Source organism: Klebsiella sp. BIGb0407 (assembly GCF_024807845.1).
In the GTDB taxonomy this organism is placed as follows: domain Bacteria; phylum Pseudomonadota; class Gammaproteobacteria; order Enterobacterales; family Enterobacteriaceae; genus JGM124.
On the sequence record NZ_JANUEQ010000003.1, the window covers coordinates 74,003 to 94,584 of the forward strand.

Sequence of the window (20,582 nt, forward strand, 5' to 3'; positions counted from 1 at the left end):
GTTGTTATGCTCCTTTGTTTCCATCTGAGTCTGCTGTTTTTTCCTGATGTCCGCCAAAGGCATGGCGCATTGCAGACTGAATACGATCGGCGAATAAATCATTACCCCGTGAGGCAAAACGTGAATAAAGTGCGCTGGTCAGTACCGGAGCCGGAACACCTAAATCAATAGCAGCCGTAGAAGTCCAGCGCCCTTCTCCCGAGTCGGATACGCGGCCTTCGTAGCTTTCAAGATCCGGGGAATGGTGCATTTCCTGAGCAATTAAGTCGAGTAACCAGGAGCCGACCACACTTCCCCGCCGCCATACCTCACTGATATCAGCAACCGGTAAGTTATATTTATAATATTCAGGGTGTTCAAGCGGGCTGGTTTCAGCATCAGCTTCAACGGTCTGCTGGCCCTGGTTTGCATGCTTAAGAATACTTAAACCCTCGGCATAAGCCGCCATCATGCCGTATTCGATGCCATTGTGAACCATTTTAACGAAATGACCCGCCCCGGTTTCACCGCAATAAAGGTAACCTTGTTCTGCCGGAGAAGGTGTACCCTTCTTGCCTGGGGTACGAGGAGCGCTGTCAACGCCCGGCGCCAGAGCACGGAATACCGGCTCGAGAAAGTCATAGCGGTCTTTCGGGCCACCGATCATATGGCAATAACCGCGTTCCTCGCCCCAGACACCGCCGCTGACGCCAACATCCATATAATGAATCCCTTTATCAGCCAGCCCTTTTGCCCGACGGATATCTTCGGTGAAGTGCGAGTTACCTCCATCAATCAAGGTATCTCCTTTTTCAAGCAGCGGGAGCAAGGTTTCAATTACCGAATCAACCACCGCTGCGGGTAACATCAGCCAGATATGGCGAGGTGCAGGCAGGTTACGGATCATTTCTTCAATAGAGGTGTTAAAGATTGTCGTGGCTGGCACTAACTGTTTGCTATCCGGATTTTTGTCAAATACGACACATTGAATACCCGCCTGAGTGATACGACGTACCATTGCCGCGCCCATACGACCCAAGCCAATAAAGCCGAGTTGCTGACAAGTTGTAGCTGAAAGATTCATAGATGATTTCCCCACCGTCGAATATCGCCAAGAAAGGTTGATTCATTATTACCTCGCAACAAAAGCGAAGTATTCAGATTATGTATACAGCTTGTCGTCAGGCATCATAGTCGCCGCACTGACAAGCGTTCATGCTCTAAGGTTAGCAACATTTTTCCTGGTTGCCTCTTTGAGTTACCCGCGCACAGCTGAAAGAGGCGAGTGATTCTGTATTGCTACTCTATTGAATATATTGTGGGTTTGATGCAAAAACGTTGACAGAGATTATAGAATATGTCGGCTTCGAGAGAGGCTGGTAAACAAATAATCAACAATAATGAAATAACTAAAAGAGGCGGGACGCGCGCGAGACAGGACAGATGAACAAAGATGAGATAACCGATACCCCCGTTATTCTGGTGGTATCAGCCTGTTAGCAGCATTTTCGGGTGGTTTAAGACCACCCGGGTTCACTTAAAGCACGACTAATCGTCAATGCCTTTACTGCGCAGGTAATCTTCGTACCCACCAGTAAAGTCAATCACGCGCTCAGGGGTCATTTCCAGAACACGCGTTGCCAGTGAACTAACAAATTCACGGTCATGGGAAACAAAGATAAGCGTTCCTTCAAACATTTCCAGAGCCATATTGAGTGATTCAATAGACTCCATGTCGAGGTGGTTCGTCGGTTCATCCATAATCAGGATGTTGGTACGCTCCATCATCAGCTTACCGAACAACATCCGTCCTTTCTCACCACCTGAAAGAACCTTGGCCGGTTTTTTAATGTCATCCTGGCTAAACAACAAACGTCCGAGAATGCCGCGCACCGCTTGTTCGTCATCACCTTCTTGTTTCCACTGACTCATCCAGTCAAATACGCTGAGATCGTTTTCAAATTCGTATTCGTGGTCCTGAGCGTAGTAACCGATATTGGCATTTTCAGACCATTTAACGGTACCGCTGTCTGGCGTCAGTTCACCCACCAGTGTTTTCAGGAAGGTCGATTTACCGATGCCGTTAGTTCCTAACACGGCCAGTTTTTCACCCACTTCCAGCAGCAGTTTGACATTTTTGAACAGTGGGCCGTTATCAAAACCTTTGGTCAGGGAATCAATTTCCAGCGCGTTACGGAACAGCTTTTTGTCCTGCTCGAAACGAATAAATGGATTCTGACGGCTGGATGCTTTGACTTCATCCAGTTTGATTTTGTCTATCTGACGAGCACGAGAAGTCGCCTGACGAGATTTAGAGGCGTTAGCACTAAAGCGACTGACGAAGGATTGCAGGTCAGCAATTTGTGCTTTTTTCTTGGCGTTATCAGACAACAGACGTTCACGAGCCTGGGTAGCTGCAGTCATATACTCATCATAGTTACCCGGGTAGACACGGAGTTCACCGTAATCCAAGTCGGCCATATGGGTACAGACCATGTTCAGGAAGTGACGGTCATGCGAAATAATGATCATGGTACTGTCACGCTCGTTAAGCACCTGCTCCAGCCAACGGATAGTATCAATATCCAGGTTGTTGGTAGGTTCATCGAGCAGCAGAATATCCGGGTTTGAAAACAAAGCCTGGGCCAACAGAACACGCAGTTTCCAGCCAGGAGCGACTTCGCTCATAGGACCGTAGTGCTGTTCTACCGGAATACCGACGCCCAGTAATAGTTCCCCTGCACGAGATTCTGCGGTATAGCCGTCCATCTCACCGTAGATAACTTCAAGATCAGCAACTTTATAGCCGTCTTCTTCGCTCATTTCTGGCAGCGCATAAATACGGTCACGCTCTTGTTTGACTTCCCATAGCTCGCCATGTCCCATAATTACCGTATCCAGTACGGTATATTTTTCGAAGGCGAACTGATCCTGGCGCAACTTACCAATACGCTCATTAGGATCAAGAGAAACGTTACCAAGCGTAGGATCTAAGTCCCCGCCCAGAATTTTCATAAAGGTTGATTTACCGCTGCCATTGGCACCAATCAAACCATAGCGATTACCGCCGCCGAATTTAACGGAAATATTTTCAAACAGCGGTTTGCTGCCAAATTGCATAGTGACGTTGCTGGATACTAGCACTGAGATGTCCTGAAGAATTTAAGTTGTCTGAGTTCTGAAATGTAGATTCTGCTCTATTATGCCACAAGCTGCGCAATGAATCCGCCCGTATCTTCGCCCCCATCGGGTAAGAGGGATAAAAAAGTGCTCTTTAGTCGAGATCTGATTTCCTGAACGCAACCAATACCCTTATAATGCCCGAAAATCTGATCCCATTTTTATTCCACTGGCCAGCACGGTATAGACATCGCTCACATCATGAATATGAAACTTAGTTCGCTTTTACTGCCTTTAGTCGTCGTCGCATTTTTCTGCAAATCTGCGCTAGCAGTGACTTATACTCTGCCCGCTGACGGCAGCCGCCTGATAGGTGAAAACCAGGTTATCGCTATTCCTGAAGGGAGCACCGCTCCACTGGAAGACTATGCGGCACAATACCAGATGGGTCTGTCCAATATGCTGGAAGCGAATCCCGGTATTGACCCCTATCTGCCGAAACCTGGAACCGTGCTGAATATTCCCCATCAGCTGATTTTACCGGATACTGTTCATGAAGGTATTATCATCAACAGTGCTGAAATGCGCCTCTATTATTACCCGAAAGGTACCAATACGGTGATTGTTCTGCCTATCGGTATTGGTCAGTTAGGCACCGATACGCCGATAAACTGGACCACGAAAGTTGAGCGCAAAAAAGCCGGACCAACCTGGACGCCAACGGCAAAAATGCATGCTGAGTATAAAGCCGCAGGTAACCCGTTACCCGCCGTCTTCCCGGCTGGCCCGGATAACCCGATGGGACTTTACGCGCTGTATATCGGCCGCCTCTATGCTATCCACGGGACTAATGCTAACTTCGGGATTGGCTTACGTGTGAGTCATGGCTGTGTACGTCTGCGTAATGATGACATTAAATTCCTGTTCGAGAATGTTCCGGTTGGTACGCGCGTTCAATTTATCGATGAGCCGGTTAAAGCGACAAGCGAACCGAACGGCAATCGTTATCTTGAAGTACACAACCCGCTTTCCACTACCGAAGAGCAGTTTAATTCAAAAGCTGTCGTTCCGGTTAAGCTGACCAGCGCTATCGTCAATGTAACCGGTCAGCCGGATGTTGATACGCATGTGGTTAATGAAGCCATTAATAATCGTTCTGGAATGCCGGTTCTTGTGAACTAATCCCGCCTGACTCTCGTCATTGTCGGGCTTATAGCGTAACTATAAGCCCGACATAAAATGCCCCACCAGCGTTCATTCTCAATATCATCCTTCTTTCTTCACTCGACATCCCGTCACTTGGCTATAACTTAAGTGCTACTCAGAAATAGTGCAGATAAGTGATAATGCCCGATGTACGCTATCATTCAGCGTATCGCATACCACAACACCTGAATAACGTGAAGTATAATGACAGTAAATTGAGCGCGAGATCTCATAGAAAATCGGTGATTTTAATTGTATGATGAATGGGTATCTCGGGGGACAACACCTTATGCACAGCACAGTAAAAATTTTCTGGCAGTACCTGCGATCCTTTATCTTAATTTATGCCTGTCTTTATGCTGGCATATTTATCGCATCGCTACTGCCCATTGCTATTCCTGGCAGCATCATCGGTATGCTGATTATGTTTACCCTGCTCGCTTTGCAGATTATGCCAGCAAAATGGGTCAAACCCAGCAGCCACTTGCTGATCCGCTATATGGCTCTGTTGTTTGTGCCTATTGGGGTTGGGGTGATGCAATACTACGATGTACTGAAAGCGCAGTTCGGCCCGATTGTTATCTCTTGTCTGGTAAGTACACTGGTGGTTATGGTGGTCGTTGGCTGGAGTTCTCAGTGGGTTCACGGCAAAAAAGTGGTTGCCGGTGAAGAAGAGGAAGCAAATAAATGATACACAATATTTGGTGGTCACTGCCCCTTACCATCCTGGTCTTTTTTGCCGCTCGCAAGCTGGCTATTCGCTACAAATCCCCTCTGCTAAATCCTTTGCTGATAGCCATGCTGGTTATCATTCCTTTACTGATACTGACCAATACGTCCTATGACGATTACTTTCAAGGCAGCGAAGTTTTAAACGATTTGCTCCAGCCAGCGGTGGTTGCGCTTGCCTTTCCTTTATATGAGCAGCTCCATCAAATCCGTGCTCGCTGGAAATCAATTATCACCGTGTGCTTTATCGGCAGCGTAACGGCTATGTGTACCGGGACCTCTGTTGCCTTATTACTCGGCGCATCGCCAGAAATTGCAGCCTCTATTCTGCCTAAATCGGTTACCACACCCATTGCGATGGCCGTCGGGGGAAGTATCGGCGGTATTCCGGCCATCAGCGCGATGTGTGTGATCCTGGTTGGCGTATTTGGTGCGGTATTTGGCCATTCGCTGTTTAATTTTCTGCGGATCAGAGCCAAGGCTTCCCGCGGATTAGCGATGGGGAGTGCTTCTCACGCTCTGGGCACAGCACGTTGTGCCGAAGTCGATTTTCAGGAAGGGGCTTTCAGCTCTTTAGCTTTAGTAGTGTGCGGGATTATCACCTCTCTGCTGGCGCCGTTTATTTTTCCCGTTTTATTGACACTCTGGGGATAAAATTTGCGGTTGATCCCGTATTTTTCATCATTATTTCATTAATTACATTAATAATAAGAATTAGATCACATATTAGCACTTAAGAGAACCGTACACTGGCTCCCCGTTATCCTTGCTATGAGGCTAAAAATGCGCTCACGTTTCGATTCCGCTTTCACTCAATTATCTGCTTCGCTTCAGACCGTTTTACAGCCACTGCTGGTCGATGAGCACTTCCCTGCGATGTTCACAGCCGCAGAGGTCGCACATATCAAGCAACACACTAATCTGAATGATAATGAGCTGGCCTTCGCCCTGCTGCCGCTTGCCGCTGCTTGTGCGCGTCCGGAAATATCGAAGTTTTATGTCGGTGCCGTTGCCCGTGGCGTCAGTGGTAATCTCTATTTTGGCGGGAATATGGAGTTTATCGGTAGCACTATGCAGCAAACGGTACATGCCGAACAAAGTGCTATCACCCATGCCTGGATGCGCGGTGAAAAAGCGCTTGAATCTATCACTGTTAACTATACGCCCTGCGGCCACTGTCGCCAGTTTATGAATGAGTTAAACAGTGGAACTCAGCTGCATATTCATCTGCCTGGTGTACCACCCGCTACGCTGGGTGACTACTTGCCGCATTCCTTTGGTCCGCGTGACCTGGATATTAAAACCCTGCTGCTTGACGACGAGGATCATCATCTGACTGTTGCTGGTGACGAAGTGACTCAGGCGGCGATTGTTGCCGCTAACCGTAGCCATGCTCCTTATAGTCAGGCTCCTTCCGGTATCGCGTTAGAAACTATTGACGGCAATATCTTTGTCGGTAGTTATGCAGAAAATGCCGCGTTCAACCCTTCTTTGCCTCCACTGCAAGCAGCGCTGAATATTCTGTCTTTATCCGGGTATGAATACACGGATATTACACGTGCGGTACTGGTTGAACGTCGTGATGCCTCCCTGGTTCAATGGCCGGCAGTGAGTACAACACTGAATGCCATTGGTGTAACCAATATTAGTCAGACCCTGGTTGATTAGTCGTATTGCGGGTAAAAGCTACCCGCAATTCTGTTTTTTGCTGCAACCGTACGGACAATTCTTGCGCTTCATTGCTGGCTAAAGTAGCCTTTAACCTTCTGTATTGATCAAGGTGAGTCTGCAAGTCCATGTTGAAGCGCGTGTTTTATAGCTTGCTTATCTTCATCGTTTTACTGCTCTTCGCGGCTCTGGGTCTGGACCGCTGGATGAGCTGGAAAACTGCGCCCTATATTTATGAAGAGGTGCAGGATCTTCCTTATCGTGAAGTAGGTGTAGTTCTCGGTACGGCAAAATATTACCGTGGCGGTGGAATTAATCAGTATTATCAATACCGTATTCAGGGCGCTTTAAACGCCTATAACAGCGGTAAAGTAGATTATTTATTGCTTAGCGGTGATAACGCCCAGCAGAATTACAATGAACCGAGGACGATGCGTAAAGATCTCATCGCCGGGGGGGTTAATCCAACCCATATTGTGATGGATTATGCGGGTTTTCGCACCCTCGACTCTGTAGTACGGACTCGCAAAGTATTTGATACTAATGACTTTATTATTATCACTCAACGCTTCCATTGTGAACGTGCACTGTTTATCGCCCGCCATATGGGTATACAGGCCCAATGCTTTGCTGTTCCCTCGCCGAAAAATATCCTCAGTGTGCGCTTACGTGAATTTGGCGCGCGTCTTGGCGCCCTGGCTGATTTGTATATCTTCAAACGCGAGCCACGCTTTTTAGGCCCTCTGGTACCTATTCCCCCACCTCATGAAGTTCCTGATGATGCTCAAGGCTACCCGGCAGTCAGTCCTGAACAGTTGCGTGAATTGCAGCAAAAGAAAAATTAATACTTGAGGGTACAGACATTTGAAGAGGGGATATGAGATACCGCAGACAGAACCAGTCTGCCTGCGGTAAGAAGGAATTATTTCTTACGAGCGTATTTCAGTGAGTCGAGTGCAACAGCAAAGATAATAATGGCGCCTTTAATAATGTACTGCCAGTAAGGGTTAACGCCGATATAGGTCAGACCGTAGTTAATCACGGTAAAAATGATAACCCCGGTGACAACACCGATAACGGTACCTACCCCACCGCTGAATGACACCCCACCTACTACGCAGGCAGCAATCGCATCCAGTTCATACATAAACCCGAGGTTATTGGTCGCAGACCCGATACGGCCTGCTTCCAGCATACCGCCAAAGGCATAAAAGACTCCAGACAGGGCGTAGATTAACATCAGGTTAACGCCGACATTAACACCTGAAACCCTGGCAGCTTCCGGGTTACCCCCGATGGCAAAAATATTCTTTCCAAAACGGGTTTTCGTCCACAGCACCCAGACAAATAACACTGAGATCAGCGCATAAAACGTAATATAAGAGAGTCTGAAATTTCCTAAAGCAATATAACCTTGAGCAAAGTTAGAAAACTGACTGTCAAATCCAGAAATCGGCGAGGCACCCACAAAGTCATAATAGAGGGAGTTGATACCGTAAACGATAATCATGGTACCCAGAGTCGTAATAAACGGAGTCACTTTCAGATAAGCAATAATGATTCCGTTCACCAGACCAATCACCGCGCCAATGGCACAGACAATCAGCATAACCACTGGAATTGGCACAGTTTGCATTTCAGGGAAGACTTTATTGACGTTTTCCATTGATTGTAACAACGTTGCAGCCACCACCGCGGCAAGGCCGACCTGGCGCCCGGCAGAAAGGTCTGTTCCCTGAGTAACAATCAGCCCTGCAACACCCAGAGCAATAATAATACGTACCGATGACTGAGTCAGAATATTACTCAGGTTTAACAGACTTAAAAAGGTCGGATCCTGAATAATAATGATGGCCAACAGCACCAGCAGTACCACATAGATACCGCCCTCTTTAAGATAAGTTAGAAAACTTTTTCTACTTAATGCACTCATTTTAATCGCCCCTAAATTATCAAAGATGCACAGATGCGAGACGAAGAATATCGTTCTGCGTGGCAGTTTTAGTGTCAACAATTCCCGCAACGAGGCCATTACTCATTACCAGAATTCGGTCCGTTATCCCTAATAGCTCGGGCATTTCTGAGGAGATAATAATGATCCCCTTCCCTTTTTTAGCCAGTTCAGCAATCAGCTGATAAATTTCAAATTTAGCACCAACATCAATACCGCGGGTTGGCTCATCCAGCATTAAAATTTCTGGTTGAGTTAATAACCAGCGACCAATAATAACCTTTTGCTGATTACCACCGGATAGCGATCCTATCGCAGTGCGATGTCCGGGTGTTTTTACTCGCATAGAATCAATGACCCACTGGGTGTCACTTTTCATGCGCGTATTATCGAGTAAACCGACTTTATTTTTATATTTACCAATATTTGAAATAAGGGAGTTAAAACCAATATCCAGATAAGCATAAATGCCCGTCGAGCGACGCTCTTCAGTCACCAGGGCAAAACCATGGTTAATCGCTTCATTAGCACTATGGTTATTTATTTTCTTACCGTGGAGTGTAATCGTACCCTTTGATTTCTCACGAATACCAAATAATGTTTCAACAATATCGGTACGCTTAGCACCGACTAACCCGGCAATACCGAGAATTTCGCCTTTATGTAAATCAAAGGAAATATCACGAATTGATGGCTGACGTAATGAAGTTAAGTCACGTACAGAAAGGATAACTTCGCCCGGGACGTTTGATTTACTCGGGAAACGCTGGTTAAGTGAACGACCAACCATCATCGAGATTATTTGGTCCATATTCAGGCCAGTCAGCTGCTGAGTTGCAATCCACTGCCCGTCACGCAGCACGGTTATTTCATCACAGAGCTGGAAGATTTCTTCCATTTTGTGGGAGATATAAACAATACCGCAGCCGCGCTCTTTTAATTTACGAATAATAGTAAACAGATGATGAACTTCTTTTTCAGTTAATGAAGAAGTAGGCTCATCCATAATGACAATTTTGGCATTATAAGAGAATGCTTTAGCAATCTCTATCATCTGCATTTCGGAAACCGATAGCGTACCGACGCGCGCACGAGGATCGATATCAATATCGAGTTCATCAAAGATACTTTTCGTATCACGGTACATTTTTGCCTGATCGACAAAGATACCTTTAACCGGATAACGGCCTAGCCACATGTTATCCATGACGGTACGCTGCAATACCAGGTTTAATTCCTGATGCACCATAGACACGCCGTTCTCAAGTGCCTCTTTAGCACTGGAGAAATTAATTTCCTTCCCCTGAAAAATAATACTTCCGGAGTCTTTACTGTAAATACCAAACAGGCATTTTAATAATGTTGACTTCCCTGCACCATTCTCTCCCATTAATGCATGAATAGAGTGGGGACGTACTTTTAAATTCACATTATCCAGAGCTTTAACACCAGGAAATGACTTATTAATATTTGTCATTTCTAATAAAAACTCTGTCGGCGCAGCCGTGTTATTGTCGACCATAATTGTACCTGTGTCGCTAAATAGCAGATCTATACCCAAAATAATTCTAGTTGTTTACAATTTGATTAACTGAGTAAAGATATCACCTCAACAACGAGAATTAATACGGGTATCAAACGAGGGTGTCGAATGAAGTTCCGACACACTGTATTGACTCGTTACTCGCCAGCAGCTATTTATTCAGGAAGCAGAATTCAACTGTCATTTCTGTTCACTGACAATATACCCTGTCAGTGAACAGACTTATATTTCTACATCCCGACTGATAACAGTAGCTTATTTACCAATAAACTCAGCAAGGTTCTCTTTATCAACGCCAACGTATGGGATACGAACAACTTTATCTTCAATAACCCATTCAGTTCCTTCGTTAGCGGCTTTACCTGCTGCCAGGTTTTTAGCCAGGTCGAAGGTCGCTTTAGCCTGACCGCTAGCATCATTCAGTACAGTACCCGCCATTGCACCAGACTTAACCAGGCTTAACGCTTCTGGTAAGGCATCAACACCAAACACCGGAATTGAGGATTTGTTGTGTGCTTTCAGCGCTTCGATAGCACCCATGGCCATCGCATCGTTGTTGGCGATAATCACTTCAATTTTGTTAGCATTCGGGCCGGATAACCAGGCATCAACTTTATCTTTAGCCATCGCGGTATCCCACATTGCAGTATCCATCTGCAATTGCTCTGTTTTAAGGCCTTTCTCATTCAGCTCTTTAATCACATAGCTGGTACGCGCTTCTGCATCAGGGTGGCCCGGTTCGCCTTTTAATAATACGAACTGAACCTGGCCATCTTTATTCAAATCCCAGTTTGGATTTGCTGCCCAGTGTTTGGCAATTAAATCGCCCTGAATAATACCGGACTCTTTAGAGTCAGTACCGACATAGTATGCTTTATCGTAGCTATCCAGTGCCTGGCGCGAAGGTTCTTTGTTGAAGAATACGATCGGCACATTTTGTGAACGCGCTTTATCGATGATTGTACCTGCCGCAGCCGGATCCACCAGGTTAATTGCCAGAGCTTTAACACCCTTCGCTAACAGAATGTCTACCTGATCATTTTGTTTAGACTGATCGTTTTGCGAGTCATTCATCAGCAACTGAACTTGCGGTGAGTCTTTGCCATATTTCTCGATGGCTTTACGTACTACTGACATGAAGTTATCGTCGTACTTATAAATAGTCACGCCAATACGATCATCAGCTGCATGCGCCATAGAACCGAACATTGTGCAAGACATCAGAGCAGTTAAAGCTAACACCTTTAGTTTCATGGTATCTCCGTTTTTTTTATTGTGTAGGGCTTTGTTTTATATATGGCACGACAGTCACGTTAATGCTCCATCACTGCCTTCTGTTTCATCGCGTTTCATCGCGTTTCACCTGATAATGCCTGAGCATCATAGCTATCAAGGTGTTAATTAACTGTGAATTTACTCACAAATTGAAAGCGGTTACATCAAAGCAATGACGGGATAGAGATCGGGGACACACTTTGCCTTACAGCAACTGAGTGCCGACGCACCAGAGTTGGCATAAAGCAATGTGTCGCCGTGTCATCGCCGTTTCCTGAGGCACCAAGAAGCGCCATTTCAGTCGCCAGGCGTGCCATCGATACGATAGGATAACGAATAGTCGTTAACTGAGGATCGGTGTAGCGAGCGATCGGAATATCATCAAAACCAATGACTGATACTTGGTGAGGAACAGAAATACCATTATCTTTCAATGCAGTGAGTGCTCCGGCAGCCATACTGTCATTGTAAGAAAAAATAGCACTGAGCTGTAAATTACGCCCCAGCAGTTCAACCATCGCCGCCTCACCCCCTTGCATATCAGGTTGCCCGCTGCCAACCCAGCTATCTGGTGCGACAATACCTTGCTCTGACAAAGCACGTAACCAGCCAATACGTCGCATATTGTTGTCTTCAATTTCATGACTGGATGCCAGATAACCAATGCGCTGATGCCCTTGATGAAGCAGCGTTCTGGTGGCCATCAATGCGCCACTAATATTATCGAGGCAGACGCAGCGATGCGCGTAGCCAGGAATGATTCGGTTAATCAATACCATCCCCGGCGTACTGTCCAGAAAACCCACCAGCTCCGTATCACTTAACGCTTTAGAGTGAACAATCAAGGCATTACATCGTTGCCTCAACAAGACTTCTATCGCATGACGCTCTTTTGCTTCCTGATGATAACTGTTACCAATCAGTACATATTTATTGTGCTGCTGGGCAACCACATCGACCGCTTTGACCAATGCACCAAAGAAGGGATCCGACACATCCATCACCACGACACCAATCGTCTCGCTATTCTGTGTCGCCAGTGCCTGAGCGTTTGCATTAGGCCGATAATTCAGTTCGGTGACCGCCTGCATCACCGTCTCACGTGTATGCGGGCTGACCGCTGAGCTGTGATTAAGCACCCGTGAAACAGTAGCGACAGAGACGCCTGCGCTACGCGCGACATCACGGATCGTTATTGGGGTTGAAGACGTTAATTTCATAACAGCACCCTGGTGTTAATCAGGTGCCTATTTTGCGGTGAATTGAGGGATAAATGACGTGATGTGAATCACAACGGTGGAATCGGTTACACACTATTCGTTAACCTCTGTGATACACATCATTTTCTTACATTGCTAGTCAGTGCTCACCGCTGACACGTCGTGTTAGCTGACGCCACAACCATTCAACCGGCCCCTGACGGAAATAGCCCAGCCATAATACAGAGAACAGAATATTAACACTCCATATAACCGGGATTAACATCAGCAGAGTCAAGCGATCCAGTTTCATAAATAAGCCAAAATGATAGAACAATATGGAACAGACAACCGTCTGCAAAAGATAGTTAGTCAGCGCCATTCGTCCTACACAAGCTACCCAGTTTATCGCGCGCAAACGGGATAATTGAGGCCAGAAACCAAGGATCAGAGCAACATAACCGATAGCCTGGAAAGGCGCACTTAATTCGCGCGGAGCTTGTAGTAACAACGCGCACCAGCGCCAGGCCCAGCCAAGCTGCCACTGGGTAATAATAGCGGGAATATTAATTGCTAAGCCTAAGAGAACTAAACCGCCGCCAATACGACGATAATGGCTGAGGCTAAATTCGCCTTTAAGCCAGCCATTACGCATCAATGCCGCACCCATCATCATCATTCCGGCAAGTTGCCAGCCGTACTGGATAGCCAGAGCCACCCAGGCAGATGTCAGTAAATCAGCTCGATTAACAATAGCCTCAAACCCACCCCGGGTACGCCAGAATTGCTCATATTGCTGATGTGCCAAATCAGGCACCCAGAAATTAGTCGGCTCTGCCCCTGGCAGGATACCGAGAATCACCAGGACTGCGACACCAATCAGATAGAGCAATACACCGGTATTAAACAGTGAGTACTCTTCGGGGGCATCACGGATAGTACGCCAGCAAAGCAAACCGACCAGTCCGTATGCCAGCAAGATATCACCTTCCCAGAGTAATAGCCCGTGCGCTAAACCCAGTAGCATCAACAGGAAAAGCCGGGACTGGATCCAGCGCGCACCGCGTGATAGCAGCATCTGGAGACCAGCGCCAAATAATAGTGCAAACAGCGTTAGAAATTTAACCTGAGCAAAAACATCCAGCAGTGCCCAAGTCCAGGCATCTGACTGGGTTATAGCACCATACCAGGCGGGGTTAAGATAGGCCGCCTTGGGTAAACCGAAGGCGGTAATATTGAGGAGCAGGATCCCAAGAACGGCAACGCCGCGAATAACATCCAGCGTAACATTTCGTTCCATACTTCCTGCCTGCAATGATTAATTATGGCGTACTGCGCGTAAAAATTCCTGACGCGTATTCTGACTGGACTTAAACAACCCACCCAGTGAAGTGGTGGTAGTTGCACTGGTTGCATCCCGAACACCGCGAGCCTTCACGCAATAATGGACGGCATCAATACAAACGGCGACATTATTGGTTCCCAGCAGGGTCTGTAACGCTATCAGAATTTGCTGCGTCAGACGTTCCTGAACCTGAGGACGCTGGGCAAAGAATTGCACGATACGGTTTATTTTTGACAGGCCAATAACCGTATCTTTAGGGATATAGGCAACGGTTGCTTTCCCATCGATGGTCACAAAATGATGTTCGCAGGTACTGGTCAGGGTGATATCGCGCACCGTAACCATCTCATCAACGCTCATTTTATTTTCGATAACGGTGATTTTTGGGAAATTCGCGTAATCGAGACCCGAGAAAATCTCGTCAACGTACATTTTAGCAATACGTTTCGGTGTATCCATCAGGCTGTCATCCCTCAAATCGAGGTTTAGCAGCTCCATGATCTCTTTCATGTGACCGGCAATTTCTTGCTTACGTGTTGCGTTATCCAGTTCACGCAAAGGTGGCCGCAGCGGGGTTTCTAAACCACGCGCAACCAATGCTTCGTGGACCAGCGAGGCTTCTTTTGAGAGTGATGACATGCTGTGTTCTCCTGCAGGTTGACCTTTGCTTTCGTTGGTGCAAAGTATCCGTTCATTGTGCGGCAGCACGTGCTGATAATCCAGTAGTGCCCACATAATTATTACTATCGTTAATATCTATCTAAACCTTACTGACCAGCCCGTCTGATTCGCCAGGCTTTACGGTATGTGATTCGGCTAGCTGAACATCTGCAACGCCCAGGCAAGTTGAAGTATGACGGGCAATGTTGCGGACATAATGCGGTATCGTTACACTCAGGTGAAGTGAAAATTACTCATTACTGTTGAATATTTAATAAGGAGACGCACAATGGAGTTGCTGGAAGAACATCTGTGCTTTGGGGGATGGCAGCAGCGCTGGCGTCATAACTCTCAGGTTTTAAATTGCCCGATGACGTTGAGTGTTTTTGTTCCGCCTTTAAAAGATACTGCTCCACCACCGGTACTGTACTGGCTGTCGGGTCTGACATGTAATGACGAAAACTTTACCACCAAAGCCGGTGCTCAAAGAATAGCCTCAGAGCTGGGAATTATGCTGGTGATGCCGGATACCAGCCCTCGTGGTGAAGAGGTTGCCAATAACGATAATTATGACTTAGGCCAGGGAGCCGGGTTTTATCTCAATGCCGCCAATGAGCCCTGGGCGAGTCATTTCCAGATGTATGACTATCTGCGTAATGAGTTACCTGAATTACTTGCTGAACATTTTATTATTAGCGATCGCGCGTCGATTTCAGGTCACTCAATGGGCGGACACGGAGCCCTTATTATGGCGCTGAAAAACCCGGGTCGTTTCCGTTCAGTTTCTGCCTTCGCACCTATTGTTAATCCTTCAGAGGTTCCCTGGGGACAAAAAGCCTTTACCGCTTATCTCGGAAGCGATACCAGCAGCTGGCAGAAGTGGGATAGCTGTCAGTTGCTACAGCAAGCCTCTCCTGAAGACGCGCTGCCTGTTCTGATTGATCAAGGCAGCCGCGACCCCTTCCTGACGACACAGCTTCAACCTGAAAAGTTTGCTGATATCGCAAAACAGAAAGCCTGGCCCCTCACCTTACGGACTCAGCAGGATTACGACCATAGCTATTACTTTATTGCGACCTTTATCGAAGACCACTTGCGCTTCCATGCCAAATATTTGCTGAATGACTGAAACAAGTAAGGGGAGCATATTGCTCCCCTTACCCATTTGTCATGCTGGTGCATCAGACTTGCGGTGTTTCAACCAGCCCGTCAATCAATACCTGAGCGACCCCTTGTGAGCAACGCTCAATACGCCCCCTGACACCATAGACCTGGGCCAGGCTTTGTGGGGTGATAACCTCTTCTGGCTCACCGCAGGCAACTAACTTGCCATCACGTAACATCAATACATGCTCACTGTGACGCAGGGCGATATTAATATCATGCACCACGACAATGGTGACAATATTGCGCTCGCGCGTTTCCCGTGCCACCAGGTCCATAACGTGGAACTGATAATTCAAATCCAGGGCACTGAGTGGTTCATCAAGTAATAACAGCGACGGACGACGGATCAGCGACTGTGCCAGCCCCACTAATTGTTTCTGTCCTCCAGAAAGCTGATCAAGATAATGCAATGCCAGGTGAGAAATACCCAGTTGCTTAAGCAACTGCATAACCTGCTGCTCACTTTCTGAATTATGAAGACCACCCGCTGCACGCTGAGCGACGATAATCGACTCCAGAACATGCAGATGCACCCCTTGAGGCAATGACTGTGGAAGATAGACCACCTTCTCCGCTCTTTTTGCGAAAGGGAGTGCCATCAAGTCTTCGCCATCCAGATATAACTGACCTTCAGCGCGATTCAAACCCGCCAGCGAGCGCAATAAGGTTGATTTCCCACAGCCGTTAGGCCCGAGCAGCACGGTAATTTTGCCGCGCGGCAGCACCGGAACACTTAAATTCTCAATAATTTTGCGCTTCGGATAACCGGCATTAAAGGCACTAATTTGTAGACCCTGCATTATACGTTCCCCCGATGACGCAGAATAATACTCAGGAAGAACGGTACTCCAACCAGAGAGGTCACAATACCAACGGGAATAATAACGCCTGGAATAATATTTTTTGACGCCACCGAGGCAAGAGAAAGCACCAAAGCGCCCACCAGTACGCTGCCCGGCAGATAGAAACGATGATCTTCACCAAATAACATACGCGCGATGTGCGGGGCAACCAGGCCGATAAAGCCAATCGGCCCGACAAAAGCAACAGAGAGAGCAGAAAGCACACTGATACGCAGTAAGGTTCCCAGACGCAGACGACGGACATCAATGCCGAAGCTGACGGCGCGATCTTCACCTAACCGCAGAGCCGTAAGTTTCCAGGAACTGAGCATCGAAATAGGCATGACGATAGCAAAAGCCAGTAGCAGAACGCCCAGTTTATCCCATGAAGCACGGGCAAGACTGCCCATAGTCCAGAATACCAGGCCCTGTAAAGTATCTTCGCTGGCAATAAATTGCAGCATCGAGACCAGGGCATTAAAGGTAAACACCAGGGCAATACCGAACAGAACGACACCCGAAGAGGCAACACGTGTCCAGCGCGTAATACCATCAAGCATCAAGGCGGCAAACAGCGCAAAGATAAAGGCATTGGCGGAAATAAACCATTGTGCAGGAATACCCGGAATACCAATGCCCAGAATAATCGCAAGTGCCGCACCAAACGCAGCGGCAGAAGAAACACCGAGAGTAAAGGGGCTGGCAAGCGGGTTATTAAGGATAGTTTGCATCTCCGCCCCTGCCAGGCCAAGGGCCATACCCACCAGCAGAGCCATTAAGGCATAAGGCAGACGAATATCCCAGACAATAACTCTGACCCCAGGGTTGGCGCTTGATGGATCAATCAAGGTCTGCCAGAGCGTTTCAAGCGGCAAGCCCGAAGGGCCCAGGGTAAAATCCAGTAATAACGAGGCTAAAATAGCAATAACCAGCAAGGCCATAATCCAGTAACGGTGGCGTAAAACTTGCTGGTAGCGTCCCATGATAACGTCAGGACGTGTATCAGTGACGAGTGGGTCGGTCGTAACACTCATTACATCTGTACCCTTATAACTTCTGGTGAATAAAGCAGAAAACGGTATTCAATCTCTGCTTTGCGGTTTGTTGGGAATGATAACAGATCGCATTACCAGAATATCAGGGAAAATATATCGCTGTTTAAGAAAGGTATATCAAATGTATGAGGCGAGGTTAAACGGAAGGGAAAGAAAAAGGCGCGATATTAACATCGCGCCTTCTCATTTTATTTGTGCTGACGATAGTCAGGGAAACTCATTTCGCTATAGCGCACGAAACGGCTTCCTTTGATAAATTTATAGCCAAACCAGATAGACAGGAACAGCGGTAAACCAATATAGGTCGCGACAACACCACCCCAGTCGATATTATCGGCGAGGAATGCCTCATAGTTCTGCCCAAGCGTAATCGTCATACAAAGAACAAAAGCAAAGATAGGCCCTAACGGGAAAAAGCCTGAACGATAAGGTAAATCTTTAATATCATTGCCTTGCATCACATAACCACGACGGAAACGATAGTGACTGATAGCAATACCCAGCCAGGCAATAAACCCTGTCATACCGGAAGTATTTAGCAGCCACAAGTAAACCAACTGATCGCCAAACATCGAGGTCAGGAAGCATAGTGCGGCAATAATTGTGGTGGCATAAAGTGCATTACGCGGTACACCGCCGGCTGATAATTTGGAAAAAATGCGCGGCGCTTTACCATCGCAAGCCAGCGTGTAGAGCATGCGGGTTGATGCATACATACCCGAGTTACCCGCTGAGAGCACAGCTGTCAGAATAACGGCGTTCATCACCGCAGCAGCTGACAGTAATCCGGCATGTTCAAAGACCAGCGTAAATGGACTGACGCTGATATCTTTAACATCGTTACGCAACAGGCTTGGATCGGTATAAGGAATGATCAGACTGATAATCAGAATCGCCAGCACGTAGAACAGCAAGATTCGCCAGAAGACCTGACGCACCGCACGCGGAATATTTTTTTGCGGATCTTCTGACTCACCGGCAGCGATTCCGATAAGCTCAGTTCCCTGGAACGAGAAGCCGACTATCATCGCCACACCAATCATGGCGGCAAATCCACCCGCAAAAGGCGCATCACCGGTTGTCCAGTTGCTCCACCCCGCGGGCTCAACACCTTTAAAAATTCCCAGTATCATCATCATGCCAACAATAATAAAGATAATGATAGTGGTGACTTTTATCAGCGAGAACCAGTATTCAGACTCACCAAAACCTTTAACCGAGATCCAGTTCAGGGCAAAGATGATACCGAGGAACAACGCACTCCATATCCAGCCGGGAGTATCCGGGAACCAGTAATTCATCACCAGTTGAGCGGCCACTAAATCGACGGCAATGGTGACCGCCCAGTTGTACCAGTAGTTCCAACCCAGCGCAAAACCAAAGCCTTCTTCTACGTATAGCTGACCATAAGTAGAAAAAGATCCGGAAACAGGCATAAATGCTGCCAGTTCACCGAGGCTGGTCATCAGGAAATAGACCATCGCGCCAATCAGGATATAGGAAAGTAGCGCGCCTGCTGGGCCTGCCTGGGAAATTGTCGCACCGGATGCGACAAAGAGCCCGGTACCAATAGAGCCGCCGATGGCTATCATCGTTAAATGACGCGCTTTTAATGCGCGACGTAAGCCAGGTGCTTGTGCGGTTTTACTCTCAGAAACCATAGAATATTGTTGTCCATACAAAAAATAATGGCTGATTCTAACAAAAATGGCTGAGTTGGTTAGGATAAATGCCGTGTTATAAGAGAGCTTCATGATGAGCTGGGAATTATAAGCAGCAGACTTATTTTCTGGATACCAGAAAAAGGTTTAATCGCTCAAAAACGGAGTTTTTTGCGTCATGCTGCTTAATTTTCCAGTCAGCTTTTACAGTATTGCAGGAATCGGGCTAATGATTTAGAAATATGCTTCTGCCGATGATGAATACAATACAGCTTCCGTATCAGAGGTGGTAAAGGCACCGGAACCTCAACCAATGAGCCGCTTTCCAGCTGCTCTGCTATCACCCGGCGGGACAGGCAGCTGATTCCCATACCATGGCGTACCGCATGTTTTATCGCTTCCGAGTTACCTAGTTCCATGCCCAGGCGACATTGCGGTAAGTTAGAAAGCAACAGGTAATCAACAATTTCCCGAGTTCCCGACCCTTGTTCGCGTAAAATCCACGGCTGTTTTGCGAGGCTATCCAGGGTGACAGTTTGCTGTAAAAACGGATTATTCGGGGAAGAGAAAACGACGAGTTCGTCTTCCTGCCACACTTCACTGACGATATCTGGGGCACGGCAAGGCCCTTCAATCAGCCCAATATCAACCCCAAAATCTGACACCGCATTGATAACGTCCTGACTGTTACCGACACTCAACTCCAGAGGTAAATCTGGAAAGTCCTGACGATAGCGAGCAATGATTTCCGGCAGTATATAGTTACCGATAGTACTGCTGGCATAAACGCGAATCGCGCCCTTATCTTCCGTAAACAGTTGCTCAATCTCTCGGGCTTGTTCCAGTAACCCCAGCGCTCGCGGATAAAGCAGTCGCCCGTGTTCGTTAACCAGTAATCTTTTGCCTATCCGGTCAAATAGCTGGATCCCCAACTGACCTTCAAGGTCAGACAGAGCCGCGCTCACTGCTGATTGTGACAAAGCGAGCCGTTGTGAGGCTTGCGTTGTTGAACCGCTTTTCAGCACTTCAGCAAAGACTTCAAGCTGGCGCAGGGTGATATGCATAGTTTTCTCGCAGTCAGGAAAAGGTGTTCACTTACCACTTATACAGATAAGTTATAAATATATAATCAATTTTATTTTTATGCGACCCAAGAGTAATCTTTTCTTATCAAATAAGGAG

The 20,582-nt window shown here is 47.2% G+C and carries 18 protein-coding genes; 6 read left to right on the forward strand and 12 right to left on the reverse strand.

Annotated elements, in window-relative coordinates; all coding sequences use genetic code 11:
• Positions 1-4: 4 nt before the first annotated feature.
• A complete protein-coding gene (gnd, locus tag M2387_RS10435) occupies positions 5-1,063 on the reverse strand; it encodes a phosphogluconate dehydrogenase (NAD(+)-dependent, decarboxylating) (RefSeq protein ID WP_259049108.1) in 1,059 nt (352 codons plus the stop codon).
• Between the two features lie 464 nt (positions 1,064-1,527).
• Positions 1,528-3,123 (reverse strand): ABC-F family ATPase, encoded by a 1,596-nt coding sequence (locus M2387_RS10440; RefSeq protein ID WP_259049109.1) that lies wholly within the window; start codon positions 3,121-3,123, stop codon positions 1,528-1,530.
• 237 nt (positions 3,124-3,360) lie between these two features.
• On the opposite strand from M2387_RS10440, the gene ldtB reads away from it, so the two are divergent.
• The 5 genes from ldtB to sanA all read left to right on the forward strand — a co-directional run bounded on the left by ldtB (position 3,361) and on the right by sanA (position 7,547).
• Positions 3,361-4,281, forward strand: coding sequence for a L,D-transpeptidase (ldtB, locus tag M2387_RS10445; protein ID WP_259049110.1), 921 nt, complete (start codon positions 3,361-3,363; stop codon positions 4,279-4,281).
• A 313-nt stretch (positions 4,282-4,594) separates the two neighbouring features.
• On the forward strand, positions 4,595-4,996 hold the full coding sequence (locus tag M2387_RS10450) for a CidA/LrgA family protein (RefSeq protein ID WP_259049111.1): 402 nt from the start codon (positions 4,595-4,597) through the stop codon (positions 4,994-4,996).
• On the forward strand, positions 4,993-5,688 hold the full coding sequence (locus M2387_RS10455) for a CidB/LrgB family autolysis modulator (RefSeq protein ID WP_259049112.1): 696 nt from the start codon (positions 4,993-4,995) through the stop codon (positions 5,686-5,688). Before M2387_RS10450 ends, M2387_RS10455 begins: the two co-directional genes overlap by 4 nt.
• Positions 5,689-5,817: 129 nt before the next feature.
• Positions 5,818-6,702, forward strand: a complete 885-nt coding sequence (gene cdd, locus M2387_RS10460) for a cytidine deaminase (RefSeq protein WP_259049113.1) — start codon at positions 5,818-5,820, stop codon at positions 6,700-6,702.
• Between the two features lie 128 nt (positions 6,703-6,830).
• Entirely contained in the window at positions 6,831-7,547 is a 717-nt protein-coding gene (gene sanA / locus M2387_RS10465) for an outer membrane permeability protein SanA (RefSeq protein WP_259049114.1), read from the forward strand.
• A 77-nt stretch (positions 7,548-7,624) separates the two neighbouring features.
• Here the strand turns inward: sanA and mglC are convergent, their stop codons facing one another.
• From mglC to folE, 6 genes are all read right to left on the reverse strand, one after another.
• A complete protein-coding gene (mglC, locus tag M2387_RS10470; protein ID WP_259049115.1) occupies positions 7,625-8,635 on the reverse strand; it encodes a galactose/methyl galactoside ABC transporter permease MglC in 1,011 nt (336 codons plus the stop codon).
• Positions 8,636-8,654: 19 nt separating this feature from the next.
• Entirely contained in the window at positions 8,655-10,175 is a 1,521-nt protein-coding gene (gene mglA / locus M2387_RS10475) for a galactose/methyl galactoside ABC transporter ATP-binding protein MglA (RefSeq protein ID WP_259049116.1), read from the reverse strand.
• 276 nt (positions 10,176-10,451) lie between these two features.
• Entirely contained in the window at positions 10,452-11,450 is a 999-nt protein-coding gene (gene mglB / locus M2387_RS10480) for a galactose/glucose ABC transporter substrate-binding protein MglB (RefSeq protein WP_259049117.1), read from the reverse strand.
• A 185-nt stretch (positions 11,451-11,635) separates the two neighbouring features.
• The gene (gene galS / locus M2387_RS10485) at positions 11,636-12,691 is read right to left on the reverse strand and encodes an HTH-type transcriptional regulator GalS (protein WP_259049118.1); all 1,056 of its coding nucleotides are present in this window, start codon (positions 12,689-12,691) and stop codon (positions 11,636-11,638) included.
• A gap of 139 nt (positions 12,692-12,830) precedes the next feature.
• Entirely contained in the window at positions 12,831-13,970 is a 1,140-nt protein-coding gene (yeiB, locus tag M2387_RS10490; protein ID WP_259049119.1) for a DUF418 domain-containing protein YeiB, read from the reverse strand.
• Positions 13,971-13,988: 18 nt separating this feature from the next.
• The gene (folE, locus tag M2387_RS10495) at positions 13,989-14,654 is read right to left on the reverse strand and encodes a GTP cyclohydrolase I FolE (protein WP_259049120.1); all 666 of its coding nucleotides are present in this window, start codon (positions 14,652-14,654) and stop codon (positions 13,989-13,991) included.
• A 310-nt stretch (positions 14,655-14,964) separates the two neighbouring features.
• Between folE and fghA the strand changes: the two genes are divergently transcribed.
• A complete protein-coding gene (gene fghA, locus M2387_RS10500) occupies positions 14,965-15,804 on the forward strand; it encodes an S-formylglutathione hydrolase (RefSeq protein WP_259049121.1) in 840 nt (279 codons plus the stop codon).
• Between the two features lie 52 nt (positions 15,805-15,856).
• Here fghA and M2387_RS10505 read toward each other — a convergent pair whose 3' ends face one another.
• The 4 genes from M2387_RS10505 to yieE all read right to left on the reverse strand — a co-directional run bounded on the left by M2387_RS10505 (position 15,857) and on the right by yieE (position 20,464).
• A complete protein-coding gene (locus tag M2387_RS10505) occupies positions 15,857-16,645 on the reverse strand; it encodes an ABC transporter ATP-binding protein (RefSeq protein ID WP_259049835.1) in 789 nt (262 codons plus the stop codon).
• On the reverse strand, positions 16,642-17,670 hold the full coding sequence (locus tag M2387_RS10510) for a FecCD family ABC transporter permease (RefSeq protein ID WP_259049838.1): 1,029 nt from the start codon (positions 17,668-17,670) through the stop codon (positions 16,642-16,644). Before M2387_RS10510 ends, M2387_RS10505 begins: the two co-directional genes overlap by 4 nt.
• A gap of 257 nt (positions 17,671-17,927) precedes the next feature.
• Entirely contained in the window at positions 17,928-19,400 is a 1,473-nt protein-coding gene (locus tag M2387_RS10515; protein WP_259049122.1) for an amino acid permease, read from the reverse strand.
• A gap of 197 nt (positions 19,401-19,597) precedes the next feature.
• On the reverse strand, positions 19,598-20,464 hold the full coding sequence (gene yieE, locus M2387_RS10520) for a DNA-binding transcriptional regulator YeiE (protein WP_259049123.1): 867 nt from the start codon (positions 20,462-20,464) through the stop codon (positions 19,598-19,600).
• Positions 20,465-20,582: the final 118 nt, after the last annotated feature.